This window comes from Candidatus Bipolaricaulota bacterium, assembly GCA_021159055.1.
In the GTDB taxonomy this organism is placed as follows: domain Bacteria; phylum Bipolaricaulota; class Bipolaricaulia; order UBA7950; family UBA9294; genus S016-54.
Genome location: JAGGSO010000008.1, coordinates 1 through 17,612, shown reverse-complemented (window position 1 = coordinate 17,612; position 17,612 = coordinate 1). Strand labels below are relative to the sequence as shown.

The following is a 17,612-nucleotide window of genomic DNA, read 5'->3' as shown; positions in this document are numbered from 1 at the left end:
TACTGTATAAAGGGGGTGAACGGATGAAGATCGCGATGTTAGCGCCGATATCCTGGCGCACCCCACCCCGCCACTATGGACCGTGGGAATGGGTGACAAGCCTGATCACGGAGGGCCTCGTTTCTCACGGGGTCGACGTGACCCTGTTTGCCACCGGTGACTCCGTGACCGCAGCCAAGCTGCGCTGGGTCTGCCCTCGCCCCTACTCCGAGGATCGATCACTCGACCCCAAGGTATGGGAGTGCCTACACATCGCGGAGGTGTTCGAACACGCTGACGAGTTCGACCTGATCCACAACCACTTCGACTTCCTCCCCCTCACTTACTCCGGGCTCGTCTCCACCCCGGTCCTCACCACGATCCACGGGTTCTCCTCCCCGAGGATCCTGCCCGTGTACCGCAAGTACAATCAGAGGACATACTACGTCTCGATCAGCAATGCCGATCGTGCCCCCGAACTCGACTATATCGCCACCGTCTATCACGGGATCCCGATCGCCGACTACCCGTTCTCCGCCGCGCACGGGGACTACCTCCTCTTCCTCGGGAGGATCCACCCCGACAAGGGGACATACGAAGCGATCCAGGTCGCTCGCCGGACCGGCCTTCCGTTGATCATCGCCGGGATCGTGCAGGACGAGGAGTACTTCCGGAGAATGGTGGCCCCGCACGTCGACGGGAAGCAGGTGCGATACATCGGGCCGGTCGGGCCGCCGGAGAAGTACGATCTCCTGATGCGAGCCCGCGCGTTGCTCCACCTGATCAACTTTGATGAGCCGTTCGGGCTGTCGGTGGTGGAGGCGATGGCATGCGGCACTCCGGTGATCGCGATCCGGCGGGGATCGATGCCCGAGTTGATCGCGGATGGGGTGACTGGGTTCCTCGTCCCCGATTGGGAGGCCGCGGCGGCGCGGGTCGCGGAGGTGGAAGAACTCGCGCGGCGGGACTGCCGTGCATGGGTGGAGGCTCGCTTCACCCAAGCGCGGATGGTGGAGCGCTACCTCGAGGTGTACGAAAAGATCCTGGGAGGAATAAAATGATCAAGAAAAACCACGCGATACGGCCGGTGCAGGCCTCGTTTATCAGCACCTATCCCCCGCGGAAGTGCGGGATCGGAACGTTCACCCAATCCCTTGCCGAGGCGATCTCTCAGTTTATCGGGGAACCGCTCGGGGAGAGCGAGGCGGTGAGGATCGTCGCGTTGAGCCACCGGCTCGGGGCGTACAACTACGGGCCTGAGGTCCAGTTTGAGATCCAGACCCAGCGGCGGGATGACTACAAGAAGGCAGCCGATTTCATCAACCTGTCCGACACCGAGGTCGTCTGCCTTCAGCACGAGTACGGGATCTTCGGGGGTGAGGACGGGGACTACGTCCTTCACCTCCTCGACAACCTGACCCGGCCGGTGGTCACCACCCTGCACACCGTCCTCCAGTCCCCCACCCCAGGGCAGCGGGAGACCCTGAGCGCGGTGTGCGACTTATCCACGTTCGTCGTCGTCATGGCGAAGCGGGCGATCGAGATGCTTGTCGACATCTACGGAGTCCCGCGGAAGAAGATCACCCTCATCCACCACGGGGCCCCGGACGTTCCGTTCCTCGATCCGGCCTACACCAAGGACCAGTTCCAGGCGGCGGGGAGGGAGGTGATCCTCACGTTCGGACTCCTCAGCCCGAACAAGGGGATCGAGACGGCGATCGAGGCGGTGGGACAGCTGGTGGACGAGTTTCCCAATCTCCTGTACATCGTCCTTGGGGCGACTCACCCCGAGGTGAAGCGGCGATTCGGGGAGGAGTACCGCCTGTCACTCGAGCGGCTGGTGGAGCAAAAGGGGTTGGGGGGGCATGTCATCTTCCACGATCGGTTTGTCAACCTGCGCCAGCTGATTCAGTTCCTCGTCGCCGCTGATATCTACCTCACTCCGTACAAGTCCAAAGAGCAGATCACCTCTGGGACCCTGACCTACGCTCTTGCGTGCGGAAAGGCGATCGTCTCGACCCCGTACTGGTACGCGGAGGAGCTCCTGGCCGACGGGCGCGGGATCCTCGTTCCGTTCCAGGATCCCAACGCAATGGCCGATGCCCTGCGCCGGCTGTTGCGCGACCGGGCGGCGCGGGACGCGATGCGGAAACGGGCGTACGAGTTCGGACGACGGATGATCTGGCCGCAGGTGGCGAGCGCCTATGTCACTCTGTTCGACCAGGCGCTGCAGGAGCGACGGAAGTCGACGGTCGGGTGGCGGCTGCGCAAGCAACACAAGGAATGGCATTCCCTCCCCGAGGTCAGGCTCGATCACCTCCGCTCCCTGACCGACGACACCGGGATCTATCAGCATTCGATCTTCACCATCCCCAACCGGGTCTATGGCTACACTACCGATGATAACGCGCGCGCGGTGGTGGTGACGGTCCGCAATTGGGAGCTGTTCAAGGACGAAACGGTGCTCCCCCTCATCGCTCGCTACCTGTCGTTCGTCCACTACGCGCTTGACCGCAAAACCGGGCGGGTACGGAACTTCATGTCGTTCGACCGCCGGTTCACCGATGCGGTCGGCTCGGAGGACTCACACGGGAGGACCCTGTGGGGGCTGGGAGAAGCGATCGCTGTTGCCCCGAGCAAGGAGATCCTCGGGTTCACCACCCAACTGTTCCAGCTCGCCCTCCCCGCATGCACGGAATTCACCTCCCCCCGTGCGTGGGCGTACTCGATCCTCGGCCTCGTCTCGTACCTCAAACGGTTCGGAGGGGACAGGGAAGCGCAGCGGATCCTGGAGGAGCTTGGGGATCGATTGTGGCGGACGTTCGTCGCAAACGCGACCGACGACTGGCCGTGGAACGAGGAGGTTGTCACCTACGGGAACGCTCGCCTTCCCCATGCTCTCATTGTCGCCGGCCGGTCACTGGAGCGAGAGGAGTGGGAGGAAATGGGGCTGCGTGCCCTGCGGTGGCTGATGCGCGTGCAGACGAACGAGCGGGAGGGGCACCTGTCAGTGATCGGGAACAACGGCTGGTTCCGCAAGGGAGGAGAGCGGGCGAGGTTCGACCAGCAGCCGATCGAGGCGGCGGCCCTGATCGATGCGTGTTACGACGCCTATCGGATCACGCAGGACACCGATTGGCGGCGGGACATCGAGCTCTGCTTCAACTGGTTCCTCGGGCAGAACGACGTCCATCAGGCCCTGGTCGACCTCCACACCGGAGGGTGCCGGGACGGGCTCCACTCCGCCGGGGTGAACATGAACCAGGGGGCGGAGTCGACCATCTCCTGGCTGATCGCCCTCCAGCGCCGCCATAAGCTGTTGAACGCACGACGCATCGGGTGAGCAATGAAATTTCGGTACAGGTTCGGTAAAGTGATGCGGCGAAGGGAGTGATGTCCGGAATGTGTGCGGACGAGCGGCACACGATCATCAAGGGGTCCTCGACCCCGATCTACCGCCAGCTGAAGGAGATCATCCGAGAGAAGATCGAGCAGGGGGAGTTCAAGCCCGGGGAGCGGATCCCGACGGAGTACGAGTTGTGCGAGCGGTTCTCCATCTCCCGCACCTCGGTACGCCAGGCCCTCGCCGAACTGACCCAGGAGGGGTACCTGTACCGCCAGCAGGGGAGCGGGACGTTTGTCTCCAGTCAGGAGGAGGCAGCGGTCACGGTGCGGGTACTGCTCCCTGAGGTGCACTGGGTCCCCTCCCTCCGTCGGGCGGCCAACCTCGCCTCCGCCGCGGGCGGGACGAGGATCAAGCTGGACGTAGAGGTCCTCGGGCGGCCGCACCTGCACGCCAACATCCTCTCCGCCGTCGGACGGGGACGGGCTCCCGATCTCGCCTTGATCGACTGGCCGTGGGTCCCGGAGTTCGCCGACCTGCAGTTCCTCACCCCGCTCGACCGGCTCGATCCGGAGTGGGCGCAGCGGTTCAAGGCTGACTTGTTCCCGGCCCTGGTCAACCCACGCTCCCGTTACCTGTACGGAGCCCAGCCCGAGGCGAACGTGTCGGTGATCTGGTATCGGAAGGACCTGTTCGCCGCTGCTGAGCTCGCTCCGCCGACGACGTGGGATGAGCTGGTCAGGGTATGCTCCCGGTTCAAGCGCGACTATAAGTTTCCACTCGTCTTCGCTGGGGGAAGAGCAGCCGGGGAGACCACCACCTATCAGCTCCTCCCGTTCCTGTGGTCGGCCGGAGGATGGCTAGTCCGGGACGGGCGCGTCGGGCTCGGGGAGGGAGCGGTCCGGGCCGTGTCGTTCCTCGTCGACCTGGTCCATCGCTATCGCGTCGTCCCACCGGATGTGGTCGAGTACCCGTGGGACCGAGCGGCGCGGATGTTCGCCGCGGGAGAGGCGGTGCTGGCGGTGGGAGGAAGCTACGAAAAGCCGTTGCTCCAGGAGGTATCGGGATGGGATGAGGAGGAGTTCCGCACCCGGGTCGGCTGCATCCCGGTCCCAGCCGGCCCGGGCGGGAGGACCGCCACCGTCGCCGGAGGGATGGTGTACGTCATCTTCCGCCAGTCGCGGGCCCCGCTCGCCGCGCTCGCGGTTTTGAAACAGGTGGTCAGCCCCCCTCTGATGCGCGAGTTCTGCACCAAGACCGGCCGCAGCCCCACCCTCCTCTCGGTGGTGCGGAAATTGGATCCTGCGGTCGGCTGGTTCTCCCGGCGGGTGGCCGAGCTCCTCCCTCACGCTCAGCCCCGGCTCGATATCCCCGAGTACGCCCGGGTCTCGGAACAGTTCCAGCTGATGGTGGAGAATGCCCTTTCCCGCCGGATGTCCCCGGAGGATGCGGTGGCACGCGCGCGGGAGATCGTGCGCGCGTTGATAGCGGGGAAAAGAGAGTGACGCGCCCCGCAGTAAGCTGCGGGGCACATCCCAGCCGGGATCACAATGAGGATTATTGCTGGATCTCGATTCCCCCGGGTAAAGCGCCGGGGAAACCGGTGATCTTCGTCCCGGTCGGTTCTCCGGTATCCGCGTCGACCTGGACGATCGCGTGGTGAGCGATGTCCACTACCCACAGGTATCCGGCGTAGAAGTCGATCCCTGCCGTTGGGAACAAGTAGGGGTCGAGCGCGACCGGATCCCCCACTATCTCAAGCTGCGTCCCGGACATGATGTCGTACCTCGGGATGATCCTGATCTTGTACAAAAGGCGCGTCTCCCCCTCCAGATACCACAGGTAGCCGGAGGCGTTGTTCTTTGGGGTCCAGTCGAGTCCGGCAGGGGTCCACAGGAACTGAACGTTCCCTACCTGGGGGGAGGTACTCTTGAAATAGTTCTGGCCGAAGGAGCCTAAGACTTGAAGGTTGGTCCGGTTCATCCCGTACAGCTTCCGGCTCAGTCCGTCCACGTGCCAGATCCGCTTCGGCTCGTCCGCAGCGTACGTCAGGTTGCGGGGTGACTGGGCGGGAGCAGGGTAGTTTCCGGTTACGTTCCCGGTGACGGGATCAACCCGGACGATCCGCTGGTTCCCGTTGTTCTTGCAGGCGATGAACAACCACGTCGCCCCGTCTGCCTCTGCGATCGTCACCCCCTGCGGCTGCCCGACCGGAAGATGGAACGAATCGAGGACATCCCCATCCATGCTCAACCGGTAGACGGTGTCGAGATTGGTATCGGTGATCCAGACCGCCGGGGCCACTTCCACCGTCACGCTCTTCGTCGCCGTCGATCCGTCTCCGGCGCGGACGGTGAGGGTAACGGTGAACACACCAGCGTGCTCGTAGGTGTAGTAACCGGACTCGGTGTACGACTCGTCCCCGGTTCCAAACGTCCAGTGATAGGTCGTGATGCCGCTCGGCCCGGTCGAGCCGCTCCCGGAGTAGTGGATGGTGAGCGGAACCACTCCGGATACCGGAGTGATCTCGATCACCGCTTGCGTCCCACCCGAGAACAGAGCGCATCCGAAGATGCCCCCCCCGATCCCGAGCAACAACAGCACCGCCAGCACCAGCCTCACTATGTTCGCCATAGCTACCTCCTTCCATCACATTATACAGTAATCTCACCCGCCGAGCTGAGCCGCATCAAAACGGGCATTGGGGTTGTTTTTTTCATTTTGTATCCATATAATTTTCTTGCTTCCGGCATAGAAATTTCCCGTTTGATGTGTATCCTATAACCGTGGATGAATTCAGTGAGAAACAAATGAGAGAATGATAAGTCCGTTAATGAGGAGGTGAATCAAATGCCTAAGAAGCAAATTCTTGACAAGCTTTCCATCTACATTCCACAGTCCAAGATGGAAAAGAAGCCGGTTGAGCGGCTGATCCGCCTGAGCGAGAAGCGCGACCGCTCGATCAATTATCTTGTCGTCGATGCGATCCTCCAGTACCTGGACCGCGAAGAGAAGAAGGATTAACCGAACACCCGGCGCGGCCCGGCCGCGCCGGTTTTTTCTTGTCCGCCGCCTGTTCCCTTGGTAAACTGTTCCTCAAAGGAGGGACCGTGGCACTGACGAAGGTAACTCGGTTTATTCGACCTCGCACTCTTGCCGAGGCGTTTTCAGCCCTTACAGAGAACCAAGCCCGTATCATCGCCGGGGGGATAGATGTCATCCTGTTTCCCAATGAAGCGACAGCCCTGATCGACATCACCTCCCTTCCCTTGTCCGGGATCGAGCAGGGATCCGATGGGATCACAATCGGAGCGACGACCACCTTGACCGAGGTCCTCGAATCTTCAATTGTGAAAGACTACCTCGGGGGAGTCGTGGCGGATGCCCTGCACACCGTCGCTTCTCCGCTCCAGCGCAACCTGGGGACAATAGGGGGAAGCCTGGTGATCGCCCATCCGTGGTCGGATGTCATCACGCTGTTCCTCGCCCTCGGGGCGCGGGTCCGTTACTTCGACGGAGAGGAGCACGAGATACCGCTTTCCGACTTCTACGCGAGAAACGTGCACCGCCAGAAGATGATCCTCACCCAGGTCGAGCTTCCCGCATTCCCAGGAGAGAGCGCGGCGGCGTTCTGGAAGTTCAGCCGGACTGCGTTCGATATCGCCATTCTGAACTGCGCTGCATTCGTCAGGATCGAGGAGGGCGTGTGTGCAGAGGCGCGGATCGCGGTCGGGGGGACCCCGGCGCGGGCGGCCATCGCCACTGCGGCCGGGGAGGCCCTGGTGGGTAACCCCCTTTCCCCTGCCACGATCGATGCCGCGGTGGCCGCGGCGCAAGGGGAGGTCGACGTGCGCGATGACATGCGGGCGAGCGCCGACTACCGCCGTGAGCTGGTCGCAACCGGGATACGGCGGCTCCTCTCCCAGGTAAAGGAGAGATTGGAGGGATCAGGATGAGGGTTGAGATGATCTTGAACGGAGTCCGGCGTGGGTTTGAGATCGAACCGGGCGATACCCTGCTCGAGCTCCTCCGGCGGGAGGGGTACAAGGGGGTGAAGAAGGGATGCGAGACCGGTGATTGCGGGGCGTGCGCCGTCCTGCTCGACGGCCGCGCGGTCAACTCCTGCCTCGTCCTCGCCGCTAAGGCCGACGGCCGCACGGTGACCACGGTTGAGGGGCTGGAGGCGGACGGGAGGCTCTCCGTCCTGCAGGAGGCGTTCCTCGATGCGGGCGCGGTCCAGTGCGGCTACTGCACCCCCGGGATGCTGATTGCGGCGACCGACCTGCTCAATCGGAACCCGCACCCGAGCGAGGAGGAGATAAGGGAGGCGATCTCCGGGAACCTGTGCCGGTGCACCGGCTACGTCAAACAGGTCGAGGCGATAGAGCTCGCCGTACGCAGGATGGAGGGGAAAGATGTCTAGCCCGGTGAAAGCAGTGGAGAAGAGACGCGCGTTCAGTGTGGTCCGTCACGACGAGCGGAAGGTGGACGGGATCCCGCTTGTCACCGGCCGGCCGAAGTTCGTCGCTGACATCGACCTTCCCGACACCCTGTACGTCAAGATCCTGAGGAGTCCGTACGCCCACGCGCGGATAAAGCGAATCGACACCTCCAAGGCGGAGGCGATCCCGGGCGTGGCGCTCGTTCTCACCCACGCGAACACCCCGGCGCGGCGGTTCACCACCGCTGGCCAGGGGTATCCCGAGCCGTCCCCGTACGACACGCGGATGTTCGACACCAAGGTGAGGTTCGTCGGGGACCGGGTCGCTGCCGTGGCGGCGGAGACGAGGGAGATCGCAGAGGAAGCGATAAAGGCGATCGAGGTCGAATACGAGGAGCTCCCCGCCGTCCTCTCGATCGACGACGCCCTCGCCCCGGGCGCACCGGTGATCCACGACGAGGACGATTCCGCCGGGATATACGATCCGAAGCGCAATATCGTTGCCGATGTCGATATCGACGTCGGGGACGTGGAGAGGGGATTCGCCGAATCGGACGTGATCGTGGAGACGACCTGCGAGCTTCAGTACGCCCAGCACACCCCGATCGAGCCGCACGTCGTCCTCTCCTACCTCGATTCCGACGGGAGGTTGGTCCTGCGCACCTCGACCCAGGTCCCGTTCCACGTCCGGCGGATCGTCGCCTATGCCCTCGACTATCCGCTCCATCGGATCCGGGTGATCAAGCCCAGGATCGGCGGGGGGTTCGGGACGAAGCAGGAGATCCTCCTCGAGGATATCGCCGCCCTTGTCACGCTGCGGACAAAACGGCCGGCGCTGATCGAGCTTACGCGGCCGGAGGAGTTCATCTCCGCTCGCACTCGCCATCCGATGCGCGTCCGCGTCAAGCTCGGGGCGAAATCGGACGGGACCCTCCACGCGATGGAGATGGAGGCGATCTCCAACACCGGCGCCTACGGCTCACACGGGCTGACCGTCCTCTCCAACACCGGGAGCAAGACCCTTCCGCTTTACAACAAGGCGGAGAACGTCCACTTCTTCGGGAAGGCGGTCTACACCAACATGCCGGTCGCCGGGGCCTACCGCGGCTACGGGGCGACGCAGGGGTACTTCCCGCTCGAGACGGCGATGGACGAGCTCGCGGAGAAGCTCGGGCTCGACCCGGTGGAGCTGCGGCGGCGCAACCACATCCGGGCCGGTGAGACCTCCCCGATATTCGTCAAGCTCGGCGAGGGACGGGAAGGGGTCGAGCAGATCATCAGAAGCTGCGAGCTCGAGAAATGCATCGAGGTCGGGATGGCCCGGATCGGCTGGGAGGAGCGGCGCGGAAAGCGGATCAGGGAGGGCTCATGGGTGCACGGGCTCGGGATGTCCGTTCACATGCAGGGCTCGGGGATCGCCCAGATCGACATGGGGGCGGCGACGATCAAGATGAACGAGGACGGATCGTTCAACCTCCTCGTCGGCGCGACCGACCTCGGTACTGGATCGGACACGATCCTCGGCCAGATCGCGGCCGAGGTCCTCGGCGTGCCCTTGGAGAAGATCATCGTCTATTCCTCCGATACCGACATGACCCCGTTCGACGTCGGGGCGTACGCATCGTCGACGACCTACGTCTCCGGGATGGCGGTGAAGCGGGCGGCCGACGCGGTGAAGGGGCAGATCCTCGAGGTCGCTTCCCGGATCCTCGATGCCGCTCCGGACTCCCTCGAGCTCTCCGCTGAGCGGGTCGTCGCCCCGGACGGGAGGAGCGCGAGTCTGTCCGAGGTCTGCCACTACGCGATGTACCAATCCGATCAGTTCCAGATCGGCGCCACTGCCTCGTTCGTCCCGGAGGAGTCCCCTCCCCCGTTCATGGCGAGCTTCGCCGAGGTGGCGGTCGACACTGAGACCGGGCTCGTCAAGGTCCTGAAGTACGTCGCCGCGGTCGACTGCGGGACCCCGATCAACCCGAAGATGGCGCAGGGGCAGGTCGAGGGGGCGATCGCCAACGGGATCGGATACGCTCTCACCGAGGAGATGCTGTTCAGCTCGCGTGGGAGGGTGCGCAACCCGAACCTGTTCGACTACAAGATCCTCGGTGCACTCGACATGCCGGAGCTCGAGGTGATCCTCGTCGACTCCTACGAGCCGACCGGGCCGATGGGGGCGAAATCGGTGGGGGAGATCGCGATCAACGCCCCGATCCCGACGATCGCCAACGCGATCTACGACGCGGTCGGGGTCAGGCTCCGCAACACGCCGTTCACCCCCGAGCGCGTCCTGAAGGCGATGCGAAAAAAGGAGGGATAGGCCCCTCCTCTCGTACCCGACAGCGCCGCACAACCGCGTGCGGCGCTCCTCTCTCGGTCGGTGATGATGACTACCGGATGATCAGCCTAAACGGGTAGTATCGGATCGTGCGGGCGCAGCCATCTCCAGTTGCCTCGACCGCCAGGGTGAGGAGGAACGGTCCCTGATCGATCGCCTCGGTGGACAGGGTGTAGCCCCCGTCGGTGCGCGTGATCTCGGTCACCGGGATCAGCGCTTCGAACAGATCGCCACCCGGAGCGATGGTGATCACATCGGGGAGTGCCTCGGTCGCCGTCAGGTGCGACTCAGGGACGAGCGGGACGGTGTTCCCATCCTGCATAGTGATCGAGCAGCGGTCCCACAGGATCACGATCGCGTCGGAGGAGACATTGTGGATCCAGACAGGGATCTTGCTCTCGACCTTATTATCCCCGTCGATCGCCGCCTTGAACGAGATGTACAGCGCGTCGTCCTGGAATACCCCCTTCTCCGAGTAGACCGGGCCGAGCATCTCGAGCGTCTTCTGCGGTACCGTCACCTGGGGCGCAGGTTCGGGTTCCGGAGCAGGAGGAGGCTGGTTCAGGGCCAGACCGCCGATCAGCAGGACCGCGACCGCCACTCCGAACACGATCAATGTCGTGGTGTCATTCATCAGTTCTCACCCCTCATCTTTTGTCGGACAGCCGTGCCGTCCGGACAGATTCTCGCACGTAAGCAGAACCAGAACGCTACCGGATGGCTCGTGCGAATGTGACATTCATCACCAAAACACAGCGGGATGTACGAGCAGCTTACCTAGAATTTGACGAGGCGGGCGCGATCCCCTACGGATTCCACTTGCGCAAAAACCGGAAGAACTTCCACGAAGCGTAAACTACGAGGAAAAGGACGACCACACCGACGAGGAGCTGAAAAATGGAGAGTGCCGAAACCCACCACGGTGTTACATACCCATGCGTAACGACACTGGATACTTCCATTGTGTACCTCCGCTGAGCCGGCGAGAGGAGTCGAACCTCCGACCGACGGTTTACGAAACCGTTGCTCTACCACTGAGCTACGCCGGCGATATAATCTGATTATAGCGACCCCATTTTACCGCATCAACCGGAGGGACCATGGACGGCCTGGCGATCGCCGCAGCAGTGACCGAGATCGAGCGCTCCGCGATCGGCGGCTCGATTCGGACTGTATTCGCGCCCGATCCCGGGACGTTCGTGCTCCACATCTTCTCCGGGCGCGCCTTGCGCCTCCTCGTCTCTCCCCGGAAGGCGCTGATCCACCTGACCGGGCTCGACCTTCCCCACCCCCAGACCCCATCCCCGTTCACCATGCTCCTGCGCAAGCACCTGCGCGGCGGGAGGATCACCGCGGTGAGGCAGGAAGGATGGGAGCGCGTCGTGCGCATCGAGATAACCCGCCGCAGTCAAGCAGAAAAGACCGATCTCACCCTCATAGCCGAGCTGATCGGAGTGAGGGGGAATCTGATCCTGGTGCGGGATGGGCGGGTGGTCGCGGCGCTGCGGGCCGATCCCCGCGCCCAACCGGGGGAAGAGTACCGTCCCCTCCCCCGGCAGGGGAAGCTCGACCCGCGCAAGGTTGATCCGCAGGTCATTTCCGAACTTCTGACGGCGGACGATCCGGTGCGGGCGCTCGTTAGAAGGATCGACGGGATCGGAAAGGAGACCGCGCAGGTGATCGCCGCGCAGGCGGGCGGATCGGAGGGGGTTGCGTCCCGCCTCGCCGAGATCGTTTCCCACGTTGCCCGTCCGATCGGATGCTACGATCCAAACAGGGAAACAGCGTTCTTCTTTCCGGTGGAATCCGGCGTGGTCCTTGCGAGCTTCTCCGCAGCGCTCGACCGGGAGTACGAGGAGGAACACGCGGATGAACACTACGATCAGGAGAAGGAAAGCCTCCGCCGCGGACTCGAGCGGGCGCTGGCGAAGCGCAGACGGACCCTTGCGAAGCTCACCCGCTGGTTAGAAGATGCAGAGAAGGAGGGAACCCTGCGCCGTTACGCCGACCTCATCATGATCCATCTGAACGAACTGACCCGCGGGATCGACCGTGCTCAGCTTCTCGATCTGGAGAGCGGTGCTTCGGTGGAGGTCCCGCTGAACCCGCGCCTTGGGCCGGTGGAAAACGCACAGGCCCTGTACGAGCGGGCCAAGCGGCTGCGCCGTGGCCGCCCGCGTGTTGAGGCACGCAAGCGTCGTCTGGAAAAGGAGATCGCAATCCTGGAAACCGGACTCGCCGCGCTCGCCGCCGGTGATATCCCGTCCGCGGAGGCCCTCTCCCTCCTCCCGACGGAGTCCAAGCAGCGTACAAGCCGGGCCGTTCCCCTCGCCCCCCGGACCTACCGGATCGACGGCTACCTCGTGGAGGTGGGGAGGAGCGCGCTGGAGAACGATTCCCTGCTCAAACGAGCACGCCCGGACGACCTGTGGTTCCACGCCAAAGGAGTCCCGGGCGCGCACGTGGTCGTCCGCCGGCAGGGGCGGGAGGAGATCCCGCGCGAAGTGATCGAACAAGCGGCTCGCCTCGCCGCCGGGGCGTCCAAGGCGCGGGACGAGCCGAAGGTCGAGGTGAGTTATACTGCAGTCAAGCACGTACGCAAGCCGAAGGGGGCTCCCCCGGGGCTCGTCATCCTCGACCGCGAGGAGACGATCACTGTTGCGCCGTTGCGAAAGAATGGGTAACTTACGGGTATGGACTTCGGATATATCCTCGATATCATCTTGTCGCTTGTCGCGGTGTTCACCGCGATCGTGCTGCACGAGGTGTCGCACGGCTATGTCGCTTACCGGCTCGGAGATCCGACCGCCAAGGCGCACGGCCGGCTGACCCTGAACCCGCTCGCTCACATCGATCCGATCGGGACAATCCTCGTCCCGCTGCTGTTGGTCGCGTTCCATTCCCCATTCTTGTTTGGATGGGCAAAGCCGGTTCCGATCAACCCCAACTATTTCCGCAACCCGTTCAAGGGGATGCTGTACGTGGCGATCGCTGGTCCGGCGACGAACACCGTCCTCGCTCTCTTGACCGCCGGGATCGGACGCGGAATCCTGACCGGAGTGCCGAACTCCGTCCTGTTCGGAGCCGGATTCACCGCCAATCTCGTGCAAGCCGTTTTCTATCTCCTTGGGGTGTTCGTGATAATCAATGTGATTCTTGCTGTATTTAACATGATCCCGATACCGCCCCTCGACGGCTCCCGTGTCCTCACCTACTTCCTCCCCCCGGAGGGGAAGCGGGTGATGTTGATGCTCGAGCGGTACGGGATGTGGATCCTCCTTGCGATCATCCTCCTCGGTGGGATCGGCCGGTTGATCGATGCAACAAGCGGGATCTGGCGGGGACTCCTCGGAATCAGGTGGCTTGCCTCCCTCACCTTCTAGCACTGCTCCTTGTTCAATCCTTTCCCCGTGCGTATAATCCCCAAAGCAACCAACGATAGGGAGAGGATTTCCGTGACAAATCAAGGGACGAAATATGAGATCAAGGAGCGCACCCCGACCGAGGTGACGCTGGAGATCACCATCGATCCAACGGAGGTGCGCAACGCGATAGATGATGTATACCGCCGCTACAGCCGCGAGGTGGAGATCCCCGGGTTCCGCAAGGGGCGCGTTCCGCGCAGCTTCCTTGAGGCGCGGCTCGGAAAGGAGCTGTTCACCGAGGAGGCGCGGAAGGACCTGACGGAGCGGCACCTTCCCCGGGCGATCGCTGAGCTCGGGCTCCATCCGGTCACTCCACCGCAGGCCGAGGAGGCCGAGCTCGAGGCGGGAAAGCCGTTCGTGTTCACCGCCCGATTCTCCGTTCTCCCCGAGTTCGAACTCCCCGAGTACAAGGGGATTGAGATCACTGCCCCGCCCGCGACCCCGGTGACCGAGGAGGACATCCAGAAGACGCTGGAGGAGATCCGCTCCCAGTTCGGGGCACTTGTCCCCAAGGAAGGGGATACCGTCTCCGCCGGGGACATCGTCCACCTCAAGGAAGGCGAGGAGGAGTGGGACGCCCGTGCCGAGGAGGACAACCCAGTGACGAAGCAGCTGATCGGGCACAAGGTGGGGGAGACGGTGGAGATCTCGCTCACCGTCGAGGAAGGGAAGACCGTGAACACCTCCCTTGAGATCCTCGGACTGAAGGAGATTCAGCTTCCGGAGATCGACGATGAGCTTGCCAAGGACGCGGGCTACGACAGCCTCGACGCCCTGAAGGCCTACATCCGGGAGCGGCTGGAGCAGGCGCGGGAACAGGAACGCAAGCAAGAGCTCGAGCTCAAGCTCCTCGATAAGCTGATCGAGCAGACGGAGATCCCGCTTCCCCAGGCCCTGGTCGAGGAGATCGCTGAAGAAGAGCTGGACGAGCTGAAGAAGAACCTCGCCCGTCCCCGTTCCCCGTTCTCATTCGAGGAGTACCTAAAGGAAAAAGAACGGACCGAGGACGAGGTGCGGGCCGACTACCGCGACCGGGTCTCCCGCCGCATCCGCCGCGAGCTGATGCTGCAGCGGATCGCGGAAGCGGAGGGGATCGAGATCTCCGATGAAGAACTCGAGAAGATCGCGACCGAAGAGGCCGAACGCGAGGGGGAGAACCCGCTCCGGTTCATCGCTCGGCTCAAGGCCGAGGAGCGGTGGGACGACTATCGGAGCGCCAAGATCAACACCCGTGTCCTCGAGCTTTTGTACGATGAAGCGAAGATCAAGGAGGAAGGGGAATGAAGCCGACCGCCCAGATCCCGTTCGTCATCGACCGCACCGGCCACGTCGAGCGAACCTACGACATCTACTCCCGCCTGCTCGAGGATCGGATCGTGTTCCTCCGCCAGCCGATCGACGATGAGGTAGCGAACGTAGTAATCGCCCAGATGCTGTTCCTCGCTGCCAAGGACCCGAACAAGGACATCAAGCTGTACATCAACTCGCCCGGCGGGTCGGTCACCGCCGGGTTCGCGATCTACGACACGATGCAGTACGTGAGCTGCAATGTGTCGACGATCTGCATCGGGCAGGCGGCGAGCATGGCCGCGGTCCTCCTCGCCGCGGGGACGAAGGGGAAGCGCTCGGCCCTCCCCAACTCGCGCATCCTCATCCACCAGATCTTCGGCGGAGCGCAGGGGCAGGCGATCGACGTCAAGATCCAGACCGACGAGCTCCTCCGGATGCGCGATCAGATCAACCGCATCCTCGCCGCTCACACCGGTCAGACGGTGAAGAAGATCGCCAAGGACACCGACCGCGACTTCTACATGTCCCCGGAGGAGGCCAAAGAATACGGGATCATCGACCGGATCATCGCTCCGCGGCAGTGATGTATACACCGCAGAGACGCAGAGTGCACCGAGGGTTTTGGGAATTTAGGGAACGGGTGAACAGCTATCGGGCAACCCTCTCGGACTTATCCCTTCCTTTCATCTTCTCTGCGTCCTCAGCGCCTCTGCGGTTGGTTTCATAGTTGTCTTCCGCTACCCATGTGACAGCGAGGAAATGGATAAAACTTCAACATGCGGATCACCCCACTGTTTGGACCTCTGATGCTCTACATGGTTGTCCGGATTACATGAACTCTGTGACGAATGACGTCGGGGACAAGCCCCGACTCCACGAAGAATCGCGGCTTTCGTAGCCTCGCACCTTGTGTGCAACGCTGTCTTCTAATCCCCGTAGCTTACTGCAGGGTTCTTTACTTCTCTGCGTCCTCAGCGCCTCTGCGGTTGGTGTCATAGGTTCCGGTCCATGAAATCGGCGAGCAGGGTGTAGGTGCGGACCTTGTGGGCGATGTCTGAGGAGCCATGTCCCTCCTCCCCGAGCTCGACGTACTCGAAGTCCCTTCCTTCCTTGTAACCGAGCTCTACCAGCCGATCCCGGAACAGGCGCGACTGCTCGACCGGGCAGCGGGGGTCGTTCACCCCGTGCACGAGGAGGAGCTTCGCCTTCAGATTCTCGGCGTAGTTGATCGCGCTCCGCTCCCGCCACAGCGCAGCGTTCTCCTCCGGGTCGCCCAGGTGCCAGCGCAGGAAGTACTTGAAGTGCTCCATGCTCTTCTCGTACAGCCGCAGAAGATCGCTTATCCCGACCCAGGCAACCCCCGCCTTCCATAGATCCGGCTTTTTCACCACCTGCATCAACGTCATGTAGCCACCGTAGGAGCCGCCGAACACCCCCAACCGGTTTGGATCGACGAACGGGAGCGACTTCAGGTACTCCGCCCCGGCGGCGACGTCCTCGAGATCGGCCCCGCCCCAGTCGTAGCGGTTCATGTCGCGGAACTCCACTCCGTAGCCGGTGCTCCCGCGGATGTTCGGCTCGAGGACCACAAACCCGCGGTCGACGAGGAACTGGGCGTAGGGATCGAATGAGCGAAAGAACTGGCCGGTCGGGCCGCCGTGCACGATCACGATCGCCGGGAGCCGCTCGCCGGCGGGGATGTCACGCGGGACATACAGGAGCGCCGGGATCTCGAGCCCGTCGAACGACCGGTAGGTGACGTATCTTTCGGGAACGAACACAGACGGATCGATCGAGCCGTATTCGGCCGGGATGAGGACGGAGTAGGAATCGGACCCGAGGTCGTAGAGAAGGAGCTCATTTCGGCGCGTGGCTGATGTGTGAGTGACAAGGAGTGCGGTGTCATCAAGGACGAACTCCGCCCCGTACGCCACCCCGGGCGGGAGGTTCAACTCGCGGATCTTCCCGGTCGCGAGCTCGTATATGACCGGCCGGATCGTCGCGTCCTTATTGCGCAGGGCGAGGAGATAGCGGCCGTTGCGGGATACGGATGTCGCGGTCTCGTCCACCCCCTCCTCCCCGTAGAAGCTGACCTCGCCCGTCTCGACGTCGAGGACCCCGGGCCGGTTCACTCCGAAGGCATCGGTCGTGAACGCGAGGCGGCGGCTGTCGGGGAGCCATCTCGCCGGACGGTCCTTAGAGCCGACCCTCACCTGCAGCACGCGTTTGATCCCGCCTCCGTCCGCGTTCACGATGTAGATGTCCTGGTTCTTCAGCTCCGGGGTCTCGTTGCACGAAAACGCGATTTTCGTCCCGTCCGGACTCCAGATCCCGCCGTCCAGGACCGGGTTCTCGAACCGGGTGAGCGGGGTCACCTCCGATCCGTCCGGGCGGAGCTTGTACAGGTTCAACTGGCCGTCGCGGTTGGACAGCATTGTCAGCCAGGCATCGTCCGGGGAGAACTCGACCGGGATCTCCTGCGCCTGTGGAGTGTCGGTGAGCTGGGCGACGGCGCCTGTACTTGTGTCGATTGCATACAGGTCGTGCTGCTCGTTCCCGTCCCGGTCCTTGGCAAACACGATCGTGGAGCCATCGCGGCTCCAGATGAACCCGGCCCGCAGCGACCGCGGTACCTCGCCGTGGCTCACCTGGCGGGGCGCGCCGTTGGGCAACTCGGCCGTGTACAGCTCCATCCGTCCGGTCTTATCCCAGTAGAACGCGAATCGTTTCTCATCCCAAGCCGGATTGACAAAGTAGAAACTCGGCAAGCTCGCCAGTTCTTTGAGCGGTATGTTCCCTTTC

General features: G+C 63.2%; 14 protein-coding genes and 1 tRNA gene. 11 read left to right on the top strand and 4 right to left on the bottom strand.

All coding sequences use genetic code 11. The annotated features are described in order from the left end of the window. Positions 1–23 precede the first annotated feature (23 nt). Genes J7J55_00430 through J7J55_00420 form a run of 3 tightly spaced genes read left to right on the top strand, consistent with a single transcriptional unit; the run spans position 24 to position 4,827 of the window. Positions 24–1,040: a glycosyltransferase family 4 protein gene (locus J7J55_00430; protein ID MCD6141183.1), complete on the top strand. Its 1,017-nt coding sequence runs from the start codon at positions 24–26 to the stop codon at positions 1,038–1,040. Next, on the top strand, positions 1,037–3,322 hold the full coding sequence (locus tag J7J55_00425; protein MCD6141182.1) for a glycosyltransferase family 4 protein: 2,286 nt from the start codon (positions 1,037–1,039) through the stop codon (positions 3,320–3,322). The genes J7J55_00430 and J7J55_00425 overlap by 4 nt, the downstream gene beginning before the upstream one ends. Positions 3,323–3,372: 50 nt before the next feature. After that, positions 3,373–4,827 carry an extracellular solute-binding protein gene (locus J7J55_00420; GenBank protein MCD6141181.1) on the top strand — a complete coding sequence of 485 codons (1,455 nt, stop codon included), beginning with the start codon at positions 3,373–3,375 and terminating at the stop codon, positions 4,825–4,827. Between the two features lie 52 nt (positions 4,828–4,879). Here the strand turns inward: J7J55_00420 and J7J55_00415 are convergent, their stop codons facing one another. Continuing rightward, positions 4,880–5,956: a hypothetical protein gene (locus J7J55_00415; protein MCD6141180.1), complete on the bottom strand. Its 1,077-nt coding sequence runs from the start codon at positions 5,954–5,956 to the stop codon at positions 4,880–4,882. Positions 5,957–6,172: 216 nt separating this feature from the next. Here J7J55_00415 and J7J55_00410 point away from each other — a divergent pair, with 216 nt between their 5' ends. From J7J55_00410 to J7J55_00395, 4 genes are all read left to right on the top strand, one after another. After that, a complete protein-coding gene (locus J7J55_00410) occupies positions 6,173–6,346 on the top strand; it encodes a hypothetical protein (protein MCD6141179.1) in 174 nt (57 codons plus the stop codon). Between the two features lie 86 nt (positions 6,347–6,432). Then, positions 6,433–7,278 (top strand): FAD binding domain-containing protein, encoded by an 846-nt coding sequence (locus J7J55_00405; GenBank protein ID MCD6141178.1) that lies wholly within the window; start codon positions 6,433–6,435, stop codon positions 7,276–7,278. After that, complete coding sequence (locus J7J55_00400; protein MCD6141177.1) at positions 7,275–7,745, top strand: (2Fe-2S)-binding protein; 471 nt, start codon at positions 7,275–7,277, stop codon at positions 7,743–7,745. The genes J7J55_00405 and J7J55_00400 overlap by 4 nt, the downstream gene beginning before the upstream one ends. After that, positions 7,738–10,077: a molybdopterin-dependent oxidoreductase gene (locus tag J7J55_00395; protein ID MCD6141176.1), complete on the top strand. Its 2,340-nt coding sequence runs from the start codon at positions 7,738–7,740 to the stop codon at positions 10,075–10,077. The genes J7J55_00400 and J7J55_00395 overlap by 8 nt, the downstream gene beginning before the upstream one ends. Positions 10,078–10,147: 70 nt before the next feature. On the opposite strand, the gene J7J55_00390 is transcribed toward J7J55_00395, so the two are convergent. Together J7J55_00390 and J7J55_00385 are read right to left on the bottom strand one after the other, a co-directional pair. Continuing rightward, positions 10,148–10,729 carry a hypothetical protein gene (locus J7J55_00390; GenBank protein MCD6141175.1) on the bottom strand — a complete coding sequence of 194 codons (582 nt, stop codon included), beginning with the start codon at positions 10,727–10,729 and terminating at the stop codon, positions 10,148–10,150. Positions 10,730–11,072: 343 nt separating this feature from the next. After that, positions 11,073–11,144 (bottom strand) — tRNA-Thr (locus tag J7J55_00385). A 51-nt stretch (positions 11,145–11,195) separates the two neighbouring features. Here J7J55_00385 and J7J55_00380 point away from each other — a divergent pair. From J7J55_00380 to J7J55_00365, 4 genes are all read left to right on the top strand, one after another. Then, the gene (locus J7J55_00380) at positions 11,196–12,779 is read left to right on the top strand and encodes an NFACT family protein (protein ID MCD6141174.1); all 1,584 of its coding nucleotides are present in this window, start codon (positions 11,196–11,198) and stop codon (positions 12,777–12,779) included. Positions 12,780–12,788: 9 nt separating this feature from the next. Next, positions 12,789–13,478, top strand: a complete 690-nt coding sequence (locus J7J55_00375; protein ID MCD6141173.1) for a site-2 protease family protein — start codon at positions 12,789–12,791, stop codon at positions 13,476–13,478. A gap of 72 nt (positions 13,479–13,550) precedes the next feature. Beyond that, on the top strand, positions 13,551–14,804 hold the full coding sequence (tig, locus tag J7J55_00370; protein MCD6141172.1) for a trigger factor: 1,254 nt from the start codon (positions 13,551–13,553) through the stop codon (positions 14,802–14,804). Further along, complete coding sequence (locus tag J7J55_00365) at positions 14,801–15,394, top strand: ATP-dependent Clp protease proteolytic subunit (protein MCD6141171.1); 594 nt, start codon at positions 14,801–14,803, stop codon at positions 15,392–15,394. The genes tig and J7J55_00365 overlap by 4 nt, the downstream gene beginning before the upstream one ends. 408 nt (positions 15,395–15,802) lie before the next feature. Here J7J55_00365 and J7J55_00360 read toward each other — a convergent pair whose 3' ends face one another. Next, positions 15,803–17,503, bottom strand: coding sequence for a S9 family peptidase (locus J7J55_00360; GenBank protein ID MCD6141170.1), 1,701 nt, complete (start codon positions 17,501–17,503; stop codon positions 15,803–15,805). Positions 17,504–17,612: the final 109 nt, after the last annotated feature.